The 16672-nt window shown below is 37.4% G+C and carries 16 protein-coding genes; 7 read left to right on the top strand and 9 right to left on the bottom strand.

Annotated elements, in window-relative coordinates; all coding sequences use genetic code 11:
• The first annotated feature begins 7 nt into the window (after window positions 1-7).
• The 3 genes from rfaF (at window position 8) to JEP40_RS04285 (ending at window position 3038) form a co-directional block, all read left to right on the top strand.
• The gene (gene rfaF / locus JEP40_RS04295; protein WP_198622611.1) at window positions 8-1057 is read left to right on the top strand and encodes an ADP-heptose--LPS heptosyltransferase RfaF; all 1050 of its coding nucleotides are present in this window, start codon (window positions 8-10) and stop codon (window positions 1055-1057) included.
• The gene (gene rfaC, locus JEP40_RS04290) at window positions 1054-2010 is read left to right on the top strand and encodes a lipopolysaccharide heptosyltransferase RfaC (protein ID WP_198622610.1); all 957 of its coding nucleotides are present in this window, start codon (window positions 1054-1056) and stop codon (window positions 2008-2010) included. Before rfaF ends, rfaC begins: the two co-directional genes overlap by 4 nt.
• A gap of 122 nt (window positions 2011-2132) precedes the next feature.
• Entirely contained in the window at window positions 2133-3038 is a 906-nt protein-coding gene (locus JEP40_RS04285; protein ID WP_198622609.1) for a glycosyltransferase family 2 protein, read from the top strand.
• Window positions 3039-3055: 17 nt separating this feature from the next.
• Here JEP40_RS04285 and JEP40_RS04280 read toward each other — a convergent pair whose 3' ends face one another.
• The 5 genes from JEP40_RS04280 to rfaQ form a co-directional block, all read right to left on the bottom strand.
• On the bottom strand, window positions 3056-4063 hold the full coding sequence (locus tag JEP40_RS04280; RefSeq protein WP_232799144.1) for a glycosyltransferase family 9 protein: 1008 nt from the start codon (window positions 4061-4063) through the stop codon (window positions 3056-3058).
• Window positions 4064-4130: 67 nt separating this feature from the next.
• The gene (locus JEP40_RS04275; protein ID WP_198622607.1) at window positions 4131-5093 is read right to left on the bottom strand and encodes a polysaccharide deacetylase family protein; all 963 of its coding nucleotides are present in this window, start codon (window positions 5091-5093) and stop codon (window positions 4131-4133) included.
• 36 nt (window positions 5094-5129) lie between these two features.
• Window positions 5130-6233 (bottom strand): glycosyltransferase, encoded by a 1104-nt coding sequence (locus JEP40_RS04270; protein WP_198622606.1) that lies wholly within the window; start codon window positions 6231-6233, stop codon window positions 5130-5132.
• Window positions 6230-7360, bottom strand: a complete 1131-nt coding sequence (locus tag JEP40_RS04265) for a glycosyltransferase family 4 protein (RefSeq protein WP_198622605.1) — start codon at window positions 7358-7360, stop codon at window positions 6230-6232. Before JEP40_RS04265 ends, JEP40_RS04270 begins: the two co-directional genes overlap by 4 nt.
• Window positions 7357-8421 carry a putative lipopolysaccharide heptosyltransferase III gene (gene rfaQ, locus JEP40_RS04260; RefSeq protein ID WP_198622604.1) on the bottom strand — a complete coding sequence of 355 codons (1065 nt, stop codon included), beginning with the start codon at window positions 8419-8421 and terminating at the stop codon, window positions 7357-7359. The genes JEP40_RS04265 and rfaQ overlap by 4 nt, the downstream gene beginning before the upstream one ends.
• 201 nt (window positions 8422-8622) lie before the next feature.
• Here rfaQ and waaA point away from each other — a divergent pair, with 201 nt between their 5' ends.
• Genes waaA through coaD form a run of 3 tightly spaced genes read left to right on the top strand, consistent with a single transcriptional unit; the run spans window position 8623 to window position 11154 of the window.
• Window positions 8623-9900 carry a lipid IV(A) 3-deoxy-D-manno-octulosonic acid transferase gene (waaA, locus tag JEP40_RS04255; RefSeq protein ID WP_198622603.1) on the top strand — a complete coding sequence of 426 codons (1278 nt, stop codon included), beginning with the start codon at window positions 8623-8625 and terminating at the stop codon, window positions 9898-9900.
• Window positions 9900-10679, top strand: a complete 780-nt coding sequence (locus tag JEP40_RS04250) for a glycosyltransferase family 2 protein (protein WP_198622602.1) — start codon at window positions 9900-9902, stop codon at window positions 10677-10679. The genes waaA and JEP40_RS04250 overlap by 1 nt, the downstream gene beginning before the upstream one ends.
• On the top strand, window positions 10669-11154 hold the full coding sequence (gene coaD, locus JEP40_RS04245; RefSeq protein ID WP_109419621.1) for a pantetheine-phosphate adenylyltransferase: 486 nt from the start codon (window positions 10669-10671) through the stop codon (window positions 11152-11154). The genes JEP40_RS04250 and coaD overlap by 11 nt, the downstream gene beginning before the upstream one ends.
• On the opposite strand, the gene mutM is transcribed toward coaD, so the two are convergent.
• Window positions 11151-11975, bottom strand: coding sequence for a bifunctional DNA-formamidopyrimidine glycosylase/DNA-(apurinic or apyrimidinic site) lyase (gene mutM / locus JEP40_RS04240; RefSeq protein WP_198622601.1), 825 nt, complete (start codon window positions 11973-11975; stop codon window positions 11151-11153). The genes coaD and mutM overlap by 4 nt on opposite strands.
• Window positions 11976-12074: 99 nt before the next feature.
• Between mutM and rfaL the strand changes: the two genes are divergently transcribed.
• Window positions 12075-13328 (top strand): O-antigen ligase RfaL, encoded by a 1254-nt coding sequence (gene rfaL / locus JEP40_RS04235; RefSeq protein ID WP_198622600.1) that lies wholly within the window; start codon window positions 12075-12077, stop codon window positions 13326-13328.
• A gap of 7 nt (window positions 13329-13335) precedes the next feature.
• Here the strand turns inward: rfaL and JEP40_RS04230 are convergent, their stop codons facing one another.
• The 3 genes from JEP40_RS04230 to JEP40_RS04220 are packed head-to-tail and all read right to left on the bottom strand — an operon-like array spanning window position 13336 to window position 16613.
• Window positions 13336-14505 (bottom strand): glycosyltransferase family 4 protein, encoded by a 1170-nt coding sequence (locus tag JEP40_RS04230; RefSeq protein WP_198622665.1) that lies wholly within the window; start codon window positions 14503-14505, stop codon window positions 13336-13338.
• On the bottom strand, window positions 14505-15608 hold the full coding sequence (locus JEP40_RS04225) for a glycosyltransferase family 4 protein (RefSeq protein WP_198622599.1): 1104 nt from the start codon (window positions 15606-15608) through the stop codon (window positions 14505-14507). Before JEP40_RS04225 ends, JEP40_RS04230 begins: the two co-directional genes overlap by 1 nt.
• Window positions 15609-15611: 3 nt before the next feature.
• Window positions 15612-16613 (bottom strand): glycosyltransferase family 9 protein, encoded by a 1002-nt coding sequence (locus tag JEP40_RS04220; RefSeq protein WP_198622598.1) that lies wholly within the window; start codon window positions 16611-16613, stop codon window positions 15612-15614.
• Window positions 16614-16672 lie beyond the last annotated feature (59 nt).

Below are 16672 nucleotides of genomic sequence, written 5' to 3'. Positions count from 1 at the left end.
ACTGTTTATGAAAATCTTTGTGGTAGGGCCGTCATGGGTCGGGGATATGATGATGTCCCAAAGTCTTTATCGAACATTGAAAGCATTACATCCGGCGGCAACGATTGATGTAATGGCACCAGCATGGTGTCGTCCATTACTCGAAAAAATGCCAGAAGTTGATAATGCGATCCCAATGCCATTAGGACACGGTGCTTTAGCCATTGGTGAACGCCGTCGTTTAGGAAAACAATTAAAAGAGCAAGGTTATACTCACGCTTATGTATTACCTAACTCGTTTAAGTCTGCATTAGTCCCTTTCTTTGCAGATATTCCTAAACGCACAGGATGGCGTGGAGAAATGCGCTATGGGCTATTAAATGATTTACGACCTTTAGACAAAGACGCATTTCCTTTAATGGTTGAACGCTATGTTGCACTTGCTTATGACAAACAAAAGGTGCAAAAAGCGACTGATTTACCTCAACCTCTGTTATGGCCTAAGTTATCCGTAACCGAGAGTGATATCTCTACCACATTGCATCAATTTTCATTATCTACTCAACGTCCTGCTATTGGTTTTTGCCCAGGTGCTGAATTTGGCCCCGCTAAGCGTTGGCCTCATTACCATTACGCCACTTTAGCACAGAAACTGATTGAGCAAGGTTATCAAATCTTCTTGTTTGGCTCTCAAAAAGATAAAGACGCGGGTGAAGAGATAAAACAAACCTTAACACCAGAAGCACGTGAAGCGTGTTTTAATCTTGCTGGCGAAACCAGTCTTGAGCAGGCGGTTAATTTAATTGCATCTTGTAAAGCGGTCGTCAGTAATGACTCTGGCTTAATGCATGTTGCTGCCGCATTAGAGCGTCCGTTAGTGGCACTTTATGGCCCAAGTAGCCCTGACTTTACCCCTCCTTTATCACATAAAGCGCGCGTGATCCGTTTAATTACTGGCTATCAAAAAGTACGTAAAGGGGATGCCGAACAAGGCTATCACCAAAGCTTAATTGATATTCAGCCAGAGAAGGTTTTTGCTGAATTAGAAAATTTATTGTCAACGGAGCCATCAGCGTGAAGCGGGTATTAATCGTTAAGACCTCTTCCATGGGCGATGTTTTACATACTTTGCCAGCATTAACTGATGCAATAAATGTTTATCCTGATATTCGTTTTGATTGGGTAGTCGAAGAAGGCTTTGCACAGATCCCTAGCTGGCATCAAGCCGTTGATACAGTTATTCCTGTGGCGATACGCCGTTGGCGAAAAAACTGGTTTAGTGCGCCTATTCGCGCAGAACGTGTACAATTTCGTCGTGCTATTCAAACTCATCATTATGATACCGTTATTGATGCGCAAGGTTTACTGAAAAGTGCATTTTTAGTAACTCGATACGCCAAAGGCACTAAACATGGTTATTCTCGTCAATGCGCCCGCGAGCCTTTAGCAAGTTTCTTTTACGACATTCGCCATAATGTCAGTAAAAAAATGCATGCTGTTGAACGAATTCGCCAACTATTTGCACTAAGCTTGGGCTATCCCATACCACAATCTCAGGGGGATTATGGTATTGCACAACATTTTCTCTCACTTCCCATCTTTGATGAACGCCCTTATCTGGTATTTTTGCACGCAACAACACGTGATGAAAAACACTGGCCTGAATCTCATTGGAGAGAGTTAATCGCCCTACTTGCAGATTCTGGAGTACGCATTAAATTACCTTGGGGTGCAGAGCATGAGCATCAACGAGCCATTCGCCTAGCAAAAGATTTTGACTACGTTGATGTGTTGCCAAAAATGTCGCTAGCCCAAGTGGCTCAGGTTATTGCTGGGGCTAAAAGTGTGGTGTCTGTAGATACCGGATTAAGCCATTTAACGGCCGCATTAGATAAACCCAATATCACCCTATTTGGCCCTACCGATCCCGGCCTAATCGGCGGTTACGGTAAAGCCCAAATTTCTGTAAAAGCGGAAGGTGGGGATATTGGGGAGATAAGTGCACATGATGTTTTTCAATACTTTAACTAATCTAGCTTCAGTAAACAGAAAAGTAATCTTAATTGACTCTATTGACGTTATGATTACACCTAAAAATATATTTCTGACTCTATGCATCACACCTTACCATCAAGATTATTTTAGGATTTATTATGATTTTATCTATTATCATTAATATAAAAAATCTAGAAACACTAATAGAAAAATGTGTTAATTCAATTAATTATGCTCTTAGAAATTGTAATCAAAATGACTATGAAGTGCTTCTTATTGATGATAACTCAACCGATAGAACAGAAGAAATATTAAAAGAATATATAAATACACATCCTTCTTTTTACTATAAAAAAGTTTGTTTTAATAATGTTGGCAAAGCAAGAAAATACACTATTCCCTTATGTAAAGGTGAATATATTACTTTTATAGATGGTGATGATTTTCTTTCTGATTTTGATATGCTAGATATTTTTTCTATTCTAAATAAAGAAAAACCAGATCTCCTTATAACAAAAATACAAGAAGTATTTAATGATAAACAAATAATAGAAAAACAAGAAAATATAAAATATAAAATAGAAAGTAAAGATGAAATTATATCTGAATTTTTAGTTCATAAAAAATTTCAAGCTCATCTTTGTAGTAAATTTTTCTTAAGAGAACTGATGTTAAAAATAGAGTTTCCTGATGTTTTTTGCTATGAAGACGCTTTTTTCTTCCCAAAATATCTAAATCTATCCAATAGATTCCTATATTCTGATAGTATTTTATATAACTATATAAAACATCCAAGTAGTCTATCAAATAATTTAAGTAAAGAAAAAATAGAGTTGATGGCTGAAGCTATAATCTCCATGCTAGATACACTACCCAAAAAACACCTCCATTTAAATATATCGCACTGTATAATTCATTTATATAAATATAAAAAGGAACTAAAAAAAGAAACTATCGAAAAATTAAAAAATAGAATTAATGAAGTCAATATGCTTAGTTTTATTCTTGATAAAAAAATAAGACTAAGTATAAAGAAAAGATATTTAAAAATTAAATTTAGTTAATTACTTAAGATAAGGGATCATTTCCTTATCTTTTCATTTAATGCGTATAATACTTCATCCACTTTAATAGCAGCCATTATATCTTTTTCAGTGCTATTTATTGGTAAATATTTATCAATCACTTTATGTAAATCAGGATCTTGATAAGGCCCTGTCCATTTTGGATCAGCAGTTACAAATAGACTAATTGTAGGTATTTGTAACGCTATTGCTAAATGCAGAGGTCCTGTATCCCCAGTGACTAATACATCCATTATTTTTATCTGACTTAACAAATCAGGCAATAAAGTTTTACCGACTAAATTTTCAATATTGCTATGATATTTTTCTGGCAACAATACAAAAAATTCTTCAGGTAATTCTAGTTCTCGCGGAGATCCTATTAATTTAATTTGTATTGTTGGTTTACTATCAATAAGCTTCTGCGCTAATTCAACAAAGTATTTAACAGGCCATCTACGTTCTTGCGTTGATGCCCCCATTTGAAATCCAACAATATGATAATTTCCTTTATCTAATTGTTCTATTTTACAAGGAATTTCCATTCTTGTATCAGCACTATCTATTCCTAAATAATGAATAATATTAAGTTTACTTTGGATAATATGGCAATTAGGGGGCTGATGCTCTGCAATAATCCATTTTTGAAACCATTTTGGGATAATATGAAAGGTATTACGTAAGATATACTGGCAACCCGCCATTACGGCAAATAACACATCATAAGGAAGATGTGAATGCAATATAACCGCTAATTCAGGTTTATATTTTTTTGCCTGTAGTGCGATAGGAAGTAGATTTCTAATTTTATTATCCCAGTAAACCACACTGTCTATTTGATCATATTTTTCAACTAATAATCTATTTTTTTCGCTGGAAACCAATGTGATATGTGCATCAGGATAATGTGCACGAATAGCTCTTATCGCGGGAGTATTAAACATAAAATCCCCCAACGCTGTTGTAGAGAAAATAAGAATACTGTTAAATTGAATATCTGATGAAAATGTATCCGTTTTTTTCATCTTTCCTAAAAGTAGGTTATAGATAATTAGGAAATTATGTACCCATTTTAATTTCTTTAACTTCATCTTATTTTGCCTGCATCTTACTTTGATAATACTCAGCCAACGTCATTCCCTGCACTTTATCCAATAGAAAACTAAATAACGTTTCTAAATCATCATAAAGCCCTTCAATATCTTTTTCTGTTCGGAACGTTGGGCTACCACCCTGCATAAATTCAGACGAGTGCAACATAAACTCAATATGGTCATGACCTTGAGCTAACGATTTTTCAGCAACATCAATCATCTGTTGGGCATTTTCGCCTTTAGGGCGAAGCCAATTTACTGAAGGGGCTCGTTGCTTACCTCTTAACTTATCGTAGCCTTGCTTAAATTTATTCATTAAAGGCGAGTGCTTATATTGAATACTCATTGGCACTTCTAGCAACGATGAATTACCTGGTTTAGTGATATCTTCTAGATCCATAAAATAAGCATGGCTTGGAAAATGGGTGTAATTTGTTCCACCCACTTGTGCAGGATCGCCTTTAGTAAAACGCCAATCTACTTTAGGCGTAACAGAGCAATCGACTTGATAACCAAATTCAACCAAGAGTTGCGCATAAATCTCATTAAATGCCCAGCGACCCGCACGGTGGCTTAACATTTTGGTTTGCAGTTTCTCTTCAAGTAATTCAGTCATTAATGCGATTTTTTCTCGCATTTGATCTTTGGGATATTCAATTAAATAAGGCTGATAACGTAAATCATCATCCGTTAAAGGCGTTAATGGTGGGCTATTCCAAGCATGTAAGTGCATACCAATTTCACCCGTATTACGTGCAATAACATCACGAGCAAACTCGATATAGGCATCATCCATTACCATTTCATAATTTGTTAGCCAAACAGGTTTAAAATGAAAACGTTCACAAAGTTGCTGAAAACGAGGAAGAAAGTGCGTATTTTGAGTGGTGATCCCACCCTTATTTTCCCAAAGATTATCACCTTCAGTATCTAATGTGATAATAAATGCTGGTTTAGTCATTGAAATACCTTACGCCTTCTTTAGAAATAAATAACTTTATGACTTAATAAGTGATATGTACTGATCAATCACTTCATCAATATCAAATTTTTGGTACATTTCTGGTGTAATTTCAGGTGGCGTAAAATAAACCAATCGCATCTTTTCGGCTAACGATGCTGCATTTAGCTCTGCTTTATAATTAGCAAGCTCACCTTCCATAATTTCACCAATACCACCTGGACAATTGGTACTCACAATCGGTGTATTACAAATTAAAGATTCAACTAACACATTGCCTAAACCCTCGCTATCAGAGCTCAAAACAACCGCTTTTGCATCATTAATAACAGCAAATGGGTTTGCTAAAAAACCAATTAAACTCACTTTATCTTCTAAATTAAGCTCTACTATTTTATTTTTAATTTTAGTTGTCACTTCAGAAGAGCCTTGTCCTGCAATAAATAATTTACAAGGTAAATCCGCTAACGCAAATGCTTCTAATAATCTGTCATGTCGTTTAACTTCATGAAAACGACCAATATGCAGTAAATAATCTTGCCCCTGATACGAATTACTTTCTAAAGCTAGATTTCTAATTTCTTGAATATCAAACGGATTATAAATTGTTTTTAATTGTTGTGGTGATACCCCCACATTTTGGATCAAATCCTGTCCTGCCGCATTGGAAACCGTAATAATATTTTTCCCTTGATATACTTTTTGGATCTTCTTTTGTTTTAACCAACGAGAAAAACCGGTTTTATTACCTAAATAAGATTGGGAAAATATACCATGAATGCAATACCACGTATTTTTATCTGCCAACTCTTTAGATAAAGCGACTATCCTATCTGTCTTATGCAAATTCGAAACAACAAGTGATGGAATACCTTTACGTGAAAATAACGATTTTAGCGTATTATCCATTGATTTTGCTCGACGTTTCAGTTCAGTTTGTCGATGAAATAACCCACGGTAACTATCTGCATCAATCAATAACTCAATATTAGCGGGAATAGAATAATCACATTTTTCGGCTAAAGAGAGTAACGTAACGGTATAACCACGCTGGCTTAAACCATGACATAGCCTGATAGTGACATTTTCAGCACCACCACCAGGTAATCCATCAATAATAAAAAGGATATGTTCCTTCATAAACTAAGAACCTTTTGGTAAAGCCCAATCAGTTGTTGAGATAAATGCTCTGGCGTATAAGGCAATATCTTATTTCGGGCAGCTTTAGACATTCTATTATCAAGATTATCGGCAGAAATTGTTTCTATTGCACTTACCATTGCCGAAATATCTAGTGCATCAGTGACAAAACCATTAACACCTTGCTCAATAAATTCAGAGCCACCGCAAGTATAACTAGTGATCACTGGTAAACCACATGCCATTGCTTCTAAAACAACATTAGGAAAAGGATCATATAAAGTGGGTAACAATAAACCATCTGCCATTTGATATAAAGGTAAGGTGTCTTTTTGCACACCTAAAAAATGAACTCGATCATGACTTTTTAATTGATGAGCAAGTTGCTGATATTTTTTCTGCTCTTTATCTTGTCCAACCACAATCAAATGTGCACTTGTACAACTGATTGCTTCTATGGCCGCTTTTAAGCCTTTACGTTCAAACCCAGAGCCCACATAAATAAAACATTTTGCTTCAACAGGAATATGGTATTGCTGGCGTAATTGCTCACGATAAAGTGTTGTTGCTGGAAAAAATCGCTGATTATCAATCGCATTATAAATTACGCTAATGCGCTCACTTTCAACTCCAAAGTCTTCCATCACTTCACGTTTTACCATCTCTGAATTACATATAACGCGTTTTAGTTCTGGTGAATGATACATCTCTTCTTCAACCTTCATTACATAGCGGTGATAACAACTATTAAGCAATAATTGACTACGTAATGGGCTTAAAACACGCGAACGTTGTGATAACCAGCGGTGATGAACACCATCTCCTGCACGATAAATATCGCATCCTGCAATACGTTCATGACTTTGCACTAAATCGAACTTTTCTTTTTGCCAACATTGTCTTGCTACTCGAGCAAAGCCTTTTTCACGGCTAATTCGCCCCCATTTCATTGGGTTGACAATATGAATATGCCACTGAGGTTGTACGGCTCCAATCCATGAACGCGTGATCACATTAAGTTCTACGGCTTGATTATCTAATGCCTCAAGTGCTCGAGAAACAAATCGTTCTGCCCCCCCATCAGGTCGGTATTTTTGACGCACTATAGCCAATCGGAATGAATTCATTTTAGTTGTCCCCTTACGGCATTCAGTACATCTTCGACAGGTATTAAACTAAGATAACGCGTTTGTGTGTTGGTATTGACATCATCAGGATCAGGGAGTTCACCATAATTTCCCGCCCATAACACTTCACCAATATGTTCCCATGGTGACCAATGAAATAATTTTGATGGCCCAAAGAGTGCAATAAGAGGAGTTTTAAGTGCTGCGGCCATATGCATGGGAACAGAATCAACCCCAATAAATAAACGAGCATGATCAATTAACGTAGCAAGTTGAGGTAAAGAGAGTTGTCCTGATAATGAAACCACACTGTTTGAAGTACACCCTTTAATTATAGTTTCAACCATCTCTTGCTCTCTTGGATCGGGACCTGATGTTAAAACAATTTGATTTCCTTCTTGTTCTAAAGCATCAATTAATTTCGACCATTTACTTTCATCCCAACATTTAAAAAACCATCGAGATGTAGGTTGAATAACAATATAACTACCCAATACTTTATGCGTTTTTAATTTTTCGGTAACGATATGTTTATCTTGATGACTATATGCCATTGATACTTGAGTATCTATTTTAGGCAACTGTAATGGTTGCAAGAGCGCTAAATTTTGCTCAACAATATGTTTGTTATCTACAGAGCCTAGCGGGATCAAATGCGTAAAACATTTTTTCCAGATAGGGCTTTGACGTTTATAAATATCATATCCAACACGAATTTTAGCCCCCGTAAAACGCGTTATTATTGCGCTATTCCATTGATCGGCTAAGTTTATAACAACATCATATTGTTGATTTCTTAAATCGGTTATTAACTTCCATTCATGACGTAACCTTGCTAGCTTCCCTTCATTTTTCCATGCTTTGTCTAGTACAAAGATATGATGAATAGAAGAAAAGTGCTCAATCATTGGCATCGTTTCTTTATTGATTAATATATCAACTTCAGCATTTGGAAAATTAGCTTTTAATGTATTAATAACAGGGGTAATCAACAAAGTATCACCATGATGTCGTAACTTAATAATAAGAACCCTTTGTATTAACTTCATTTTTTCACTCATAACATTCCAAATGTACTTGAATAATTAGCAATGTGATTTGATTATAAAAAAAATTCTATCAAGTTTCCTGAATAAAGCCTGTTAAAATTAATAAAAAAGCATTATACCGCGTTGTTTATCGCCACAACGTTTGTTTTTACACACTTTCTACTACACAGTGTGATACTATAAGCGTTCGTCCAGATAAGTGAATTTGATAGCATGTTGTTGCGTTTATATCAGGTACTTCTTTACCTTATTCAACCTCTGATTTGGTTGCGTCTTTTATTACGTAGCCGTAAAGCACCCGCCTATCGAAAACGGTGGGGAGAGCGCTATGGCTTTTGCAAAGGCAAAGTCGTGCCTCAAGGGATATTATTACATTCCGTCTCTGTGGGTGAGACTCTCGCCGCAGTGCCGCTTGTTCGCGCCCTTCGCCATCACTATCCTGATTTACCTATAACAGTCACTACTATGACTCCGACAGGTTCAGAACGTGTGCGTTCTGCGTTTGGTGATGATGTTTACCATGTCTATCTTCCTTATGATTTACCTGGTTCAGTTAATCGTTTTCTTAAAACGGTCGATCCGAAATTGGTTATCATTATGGAAACCGAATTGTGGCCTAACCTGATTTCAAAACTGCATCAACGAAAAATTCCGTTGATTATTGCCAATGCACGTTTATCAGAACGCTCAGCTGCCGGTTATCAAAAATTAGGTAGTTTTGTCAAAACGATGCTCCAAAAAATCACCTTAATCGCTGCTCAAAACCAAGAAGATGGTGAGCGTTTTATTGAATTAGGGCTTAAACGTTCACATTTGCATGTTACAGGTAGCCTAAAATTTGATATTTCTGTCACCCCTGAATTAGCCGCAAGAGCCGTTGCTTTACGTCGCCAATGGGCAGCTCACCGCCCTGTTTGGATTGCAACGAGTACCCATGAAGGTGAAGAAACCATTATTTTAGAGACCCATAAAAAGCTTCTGACACAATTTCCACAACTTTTGTTAATCTTAGTTCCTCGACATCCTGAACGTTTTCCTAAAGCTGAACAATTAACACGCGAAGCGGGATTAAAGTACACATTACGTAGTACTGATGCTGTTCCTGATGCACAGACTCAAGTCGTCATTGGCGACACTATGGGTGAACTGATGTTGCTCTATGGCATTGCAGATCTGGCTTTTGTGGGGGGGAGTTTAGTCGAGCGAGGTGGTCATAATCCTTTAGAGGCCGCAGCGCATGCTATTCCCGTCATTATGGGACCTCATACTTTTAATTTTAAAAATATCTGTGCCAAGCTTGACCAAGCTGAAGGATTAATTACTGTCACGGACAGTCAATCAATGGCAACCGCGATCGCCTCACTGCTTAATGATGAAGATTACCGCCGTTACTATGGTCGCCATGCTGTTGAAGTGCTTTATGAAAATCAAGGAGCATTACTGCGTTTACTCACCTTACTTTCACCCTATCTTCCCCCTCGGAGTCACTGATGAGCCTGAGTAAGCGCCTTTCTGTCGTGATGATCAGCAAAAATGCTGCTGATATCATTGGTGAATGCTTAGACTCCGTGCAGTGGGCTGATGAAATCATTGTGTTAGATTCGGGGAGTCAAGATGACACCTGTCGTATTGCAATAGAAAAAGGGGCGAAAGTCTTTGTCAACAGTGAGTGGCCAGGATTTGGTAAACAGCGCCAATTGGCGCAGCAATATGCCACAGGCGATTATATTTTTATGATCGATAGTGATGAACGTATCACACCTGAACTCAAAACTAGTATCCTCGAGATACTGCAACAACCTGAAGAAAATGTGGTTTATAACTGTGCTCGCCGTAACTTGTTTATGGGACGGTTTATGAAACACAGCGGTTGGTATCCCGATAAAGTCACACGTTTATATGCTCGTGAACATTATCAATATAACAATAATTTGGTTCATGAATCGTTAGAAACTCAAGGCGCAACAGTCAAAACATTGCAAGGTGATCTTCTGCATCTAACTTGCCGTGATTTAATGGAGTTTCAGCAAAAACAGTTAAAATATGCCACCGAATGGGCAAAAGAGCGTCACCAACAAGGTAAAAAAACTAGTTTTAGTTCAATTTTAAGTCATACATTAGGTGCTTTTTTTAAGACTTGGTTGTTAAGAATGGGTTTTTTAGATGGAAAGCAAGGTTTGATATTGGCATTTGTTAATGCACAGTATACCTTTAATAAATATGCCTCTTTATGGGAACTCAGCCAGAAGACAATCGATCATGAAAAATAAAGCTATCTACCCCGGAACATTCGATCCCATCACTTATGGTCATATCGATATTTTAACCCGCGCAGCGGGTATGTTTGATACAGTTTTATTAGCTATTGCTGATAGCGCCCGTAAAAATCCGATGTTTACCTTAGAAGAACGCGTCAATTTAGCTAGAGAAGTTACGAGTCATTTACCCAATGTTGAAGTAGTGGGTTTTAGTGAGTTAATGGCCAATTTTGCTAAACAGCAACAAGCGACGATTTTAATTCGCGGTGTTCGTAGCGTTTCTGACTTTGAATATGAATGGCAACTGGCGAATATGAACCGTCACTTTGCACCTGATCTTGATAGCGTATTTTTACTGCCATCTCAAAACCTTTCTTTTGTCTCTTCATCTTTAATTAAAGATGTGGCACGCCACGATGGTGATGTTTCTACCTTTTTACCTGAAGTTGTCACCACCGCAATGCTAAAAAAACTCGGCAAAATTTAACGCTCGTTGTCACCATGTTGGCAATGTCGGCAGAAAAATGTGCTACGTTGCCCTTGCTTTATACTTTCAATCTGTTGCCCACAAATTAAACAAGGTTTGTCTTTACGCCCATAAACAAAGAGCTCTTGTGCAAAATAACCGGGCTTACCATCAGACTGCAGAAAATCTTTAAGTGTCGTCCCACCTTGCTCTATTGAGCGCGTTAACACCCGTTTGATCGCCGTAACAAGAACCTCACACTCTTCTTGTGTTAAGCTATTGGCTTTTCTATCTGGCATAATACCCGATGAAAATAGTGCTTCGTTAGCATAAATATTGCCGACACCCACCACTAATTTATTATCCATTAACCACGGTTTAATAGCTGTTTTTTTGTTTTTTGACTGTTGATATAAATATTCGGCATTAAATTCATCAGAAAGCGGCTCTGGCCCTAAATGGGCTAATACTGAGCTGGTTGCCAAATCTTCACACCATAACCAAGCACCAAAGCGTCGTGGATCGGTATAACGCAATACTTTGCCATCACGAAAAATTAAATCGATATGATCGTGTTTTTCCTCAGGCTGTTCCTCTAATAAAATACGCACACTCCCTGACATCCCCAAATGGATTATGATCCACCCGGTATTAAGTTCTATTAGCAAGTACTTAGCACGACGCTTCACACTTAAAATAGGTTCATCCAGTAAGGTTTTTATTTTTTCAGAGACTGGCCAGCGTAATTTACTATTACGCACAATAGCATAGTGCAACACATTACCCACAAGGTGAGGTTCAATGCCTCGGCGACTGGTTTCGACTTCTGGCAATTCAGGCACAGGTGACTCCATGATTATCAGATAAGAGATACAGCGATAACATCATTTTTATTGTATGATCAGCTTCCATAAAAGCATAAAGGACGATAGCAGATTATTATGATGGTGTTTAAAGACTGTAGTAAAAAATCCCTTTGGAATTTATCCATTATCGGGCTTTACATTATATTGATCTACTTACCAGATATCACCCGTTATAAAAACATTGTAATGGGATTAATCGGTGCAACAGCATTGTGGTATCTGATACGTGATTTTAAGGCTATCTGTAAAATATTTAAAAATAATCTGTCATTTTCACTACTGTTTTTATTGTTGGTGATTGGCTATTCCATTGTAATTTCTGTCGAGCCCAGCATCAGTATAAAAGAAATTAATAAACCCATTTTAAATGGATTACTGCTTTTTGCCGTTACCTTTCCGATTGTATTGTATAAAGAGAAACCTGCTGATATAGCCAAGATGGTGATGGTAGCTTTTGCGGTTGGGTTGCTGGTGATTATGGTTAAAGAGTTAGTGCAATATTATTTGGAGTATCAGAGAGGTATTTGGCCATTTACAACAACAAGCCAGTTAATTCATAGAGAAGTTTCCTATGCTCTTCTTTTTTTCTTTCCTATTATATTGGCTTTGTGGGCTTTAAAAAAACAAAACTCAATTATTACTTGGTTATTATTAGTCGCCATTAGTTTATCTTTTATTTTTATAACGTTAGGAACATTAGCTCGTGGTGCATGGGTAGCAATAGCAATTAGTACATTACTTATCTTAGTTATTAATCGCCAATGGCTCTTAATTTTAATCGGTTTAATCTCTTGTGCTCTTTTATATGTTAATACAACACAAATACTCACTAACCAAATTTTTAGTAAAAAATTTCAGTATAAATTAACCAATATAAATAGTGGAAATCGATTTGATAACGGCACTCAAGGCTCAGCTTTAGACCTTATTTTAGAACAACCGATAAAAGGCTATGGTTATGGTAATCAACTTTACCATAACGTCTATAATGAACGAGTTAAAGACTATCCAAATTGGAAATTTAAAAAATCCATCGGCCCTCATAATATCTTTTTAGCTTTCTGGTTTGCTGGTGGTATTTTAGGGCTATTGGGTATTCTTTATTTCTGCTCTTCGATTATTGCCCAAGGTATCCAACTAATAAGAAAAAATCACGGGATTATTCGCCAAGCCGCCTTGGTATTACTAATGTCTTTCTTAGGCGTTTATGTATTACGAGGATTATTTGAAAATGCCTATATCAATCAGGTAGGTATTTTGGTGGGACTAATGTTGGCATTGCGTCATGCTTTACTTAATAATCAATCAGTCACACCATCAGATAAATAACAATAGGTTACTTAATTAACTTCTCTATTTTTTTTAATATCGTCTCTGCCCGCTTATCCCAGTTGTAATAGTTTTCAACCAGAGAGCGGGCATGAGTTGTTTTTTCTTTAGCTCGTTGCGGGTTTTCTCTTAACTGTATTATCTGTTTTGCAAAACTCTGCGCATCACCACTATCGGCAAAACTCACCGCTTTCTCATCTACAACATCACGAATTGAAGGAAAATCTGAAATTACCACAGGTTTTTCCATCGCCATATATTCAAATAACTTAAGCGGTGAAGTGTAACGACTTCCAATGCTAGTTAACGTAAGCGGAAGTACACAGATATCGTGTTGACCAATTGCTTCAAAGCGTTTTTTGGGATCAATAAACCCCAAGAAATTCACTTTATCTTTTACATCCATTTCTTGAGCTAATAAAGTTAATCCTTCAATCTGCTCCGGTGTTCCTCCAGCGATATTAAGCCTTGCATTATCAAGGTATTTCATTGCTCGCATCATGGTTGGAATGCCTTTCCATTTATGCAAGCTCCCTAAATACAACACCTCAGTAAAGTTTTTCTCAGAAATTAACGGTTTGGCCTGATAATCAGCCACAGCATGTAAATCAACGCCATCAGGAACCACGGTTATTGGCGTAATCACTTGATACTGCGAAACAATATCATCTCTTAACAATGAAGTAAGAACAAAAATACCCGTCGCTCGGCTATAAACCAACTTCTCCATTTTTAATAGCTTATGATATTTAGCACGATTCTTTTTTTTCTCAAATGAATGAGACTCTGCAAAAGATTGAGCGAAAATTTCATGGCTTTCAAAAAAGAGAGGAATTTCTGGATAATTTTCACAAAGATAACAAGCTAGTTTTAAATTACGGGTAAACAACGCATCAACATTATTTTGCTTTACCCAGCGCGCTATCTGTAATGAGAAAAGTTTTTGTGAATTAAATGGAAAATACCATTTACGGCGAATATCCCTTAAAGAAACTAAATTCGCATTAGTGTGAATTGAGCGACCTAATATATCACTATCCCGATATTGCCCTTTAGGTGTGACTAATGTCACTTGGGCGCCTGCTCGAGCGAATGCATCCACATTTTGTAAAATTTGTAATGAAGCCACACGTAAGTCAGGCACTGGATAAGGATCAAGATAGGCAATATTCATAATTATGACGCCAATGCCTGTAATAAACGTTGCGCAGAGTGTTGCCATGTATAACGTGATTCAATACGTAGACGAGCCTGCTCTCCCATGCTTTTGCCTCTATCCGGTAATGCACGAAGATGATTAATCGCCATCACAATTTCATCTGCACTACCTGGTGCAACGAGAAGCCCAGCGGTACCTTCATTACCCACCACTTCCGGAATACCCCCGATATGGCTTGCAATGACAGGTTTTGCACACGCCATCGCTTCTGCAATCGTAATACCGAAGGCCTCATCTCCTGTACTCGGGAAAATACCTACGTCACTTGCTGCATAAAATTCAGGTAATACATTATGTTCGACAGGCTGATGAAAAATAACTTGCTCTGCAATACCTTTAGCAATTGCTTTCTTTTTTAAGCGCTCAAGATCATCACCAGCACCAATAATCAGCAACTTAACATCTTCATCTTTTAATTGGCTTATCGCATCAATTGCGACACTCAAGCCTTTCCAACCCACTAACCGTCCTGCAAATGAGAGTAAAAAAGTAGACTCATTTATTCCTAATTGCTCACGCAATGACGTAGTCATAGGTTTAAACTTTTCAATATCCACACCATTATAAATCACGTTTGGAAACTGCTTAAAATGATGTTGGATTTGCCAAGCATTAAAGTGGCTACATGCAACCCATGCTGAAATCTTTTTACCTAACCTGCGATCACCTTTAAAGAAACTAGTCCCTCCACTCATATAACAAAAGCGAGTTGAGGATGATTTAGGCATCATTGAGGGCCAAAAAAAATCAAAAGGCTTTGTTAAAATCACCCAATCAAAATGTTGGCTGATCACCTCTTTTTTGGCATGTCGCGCAAAAGTATAACGCTCAACAATACGACGAAAACGCCCACCAAGATCAATCACTTTATCTCTTGGGGTATAAGGGTAAGTGTGAACCTGTATTTGGCGTCCAGCCAGATTGTGTCGAATATCGCCATTGCCACCATAAAGATGAACTTCATGTCCAGCATCATGTAATTGCTTAGCCAGTTCCCAAACCGCTGTTTGGATCCCGCCATAAGACATGGTGATTGTGACATCAATTATACCGATCTTCATGGATTACTTTTTCACCTTCATTCCATCAATGATATTACGCACTGCATTCCACACTTCTTCAACTGATATTTCAGCCATATTGTCTTCGCGACGAGCATTTTCCAACGAGGTTGGGTGTTGGATAACCTGACAACAAGAATGTTGTAATGGCGCTAAATAGCATCCTGGGTGATAGCTATGGTATAACGCCACCATTGGGATATCTAAAGCCCCTGCTAAATGTGTAGGCCCTGTATCTACCCCTACATAAAGCGATAAATTTGCCATAATTGCTGCATTTTGTCGCATTGAAACTCGACCAGCTAAGGCTAAACAGCGCTCTTCACCGATTTTTTTCGCTAAATCAATGGAGAGTTGTTCACTTTCCTTACTACCTAATAGCAAGAAATACGTACTCGCGTCATGGGAAATTATCTGCTTTGCTAATTGCAGAAAGTTCTCCACAGGCCAATCTCTATAGGCTTTAGCCGGAAAACTCTGTAATTGAAAACCAATAATATTCTTATTAATTAATGAATTATCTTTTAAAAACTGTTGTGCAAAACTGGTTTCTTCATCACTGATAAAGTAACGTAACTGCCAACAACTCGGATAAATCCCTAACGCATTAATTAATAAGGCACGTTCTTTTTGTGCAACCATCGGCGATTTGGGACGTTCAACCCAAGTCACATCAGTTTGCTGTTGCGACTTATCAGAAAAAGTCACAGTATGGTGAGATTGACGACGAGCATAGCTCACCAGCTCACTATCATTGCCATATACTAGCGCTAAATCATAAGGCTTATGAGGTAACCTGCCTGCCCAAATAGCTCTTTTTTTAGAAAAATGTCTAATACAATCAATATCAGGATTATGCTCAAGAATGCATGCACTACGCTTATGTGCAAACACATGAATATGAGCATTAGGCCAACGCTGTTTTAATGCATGGATAACCGGTGTGATAAGTAATGTATCACCGAAACGGGCTATCGCTATAACCAATATATTATTTGGATCCATATGCTTTTTATTTGGCTTAAATGATACATTTACTTCTCAGACTATACACTAAAAAGTAT

This window comes from Proteus vulgaris (genome assembly GCF_016239305.1).
GTDB lineage: Bacteria > Pseudomonadota > Gammaproteobacteria > Enterobacterales > Enterobacteriaceae > Proteus > Proteus vulgaris_C.
Note: the sequence above shows the minus strand (reverse complement) of the source record. Positions and strands in the feature narration are given on the sequence as shown.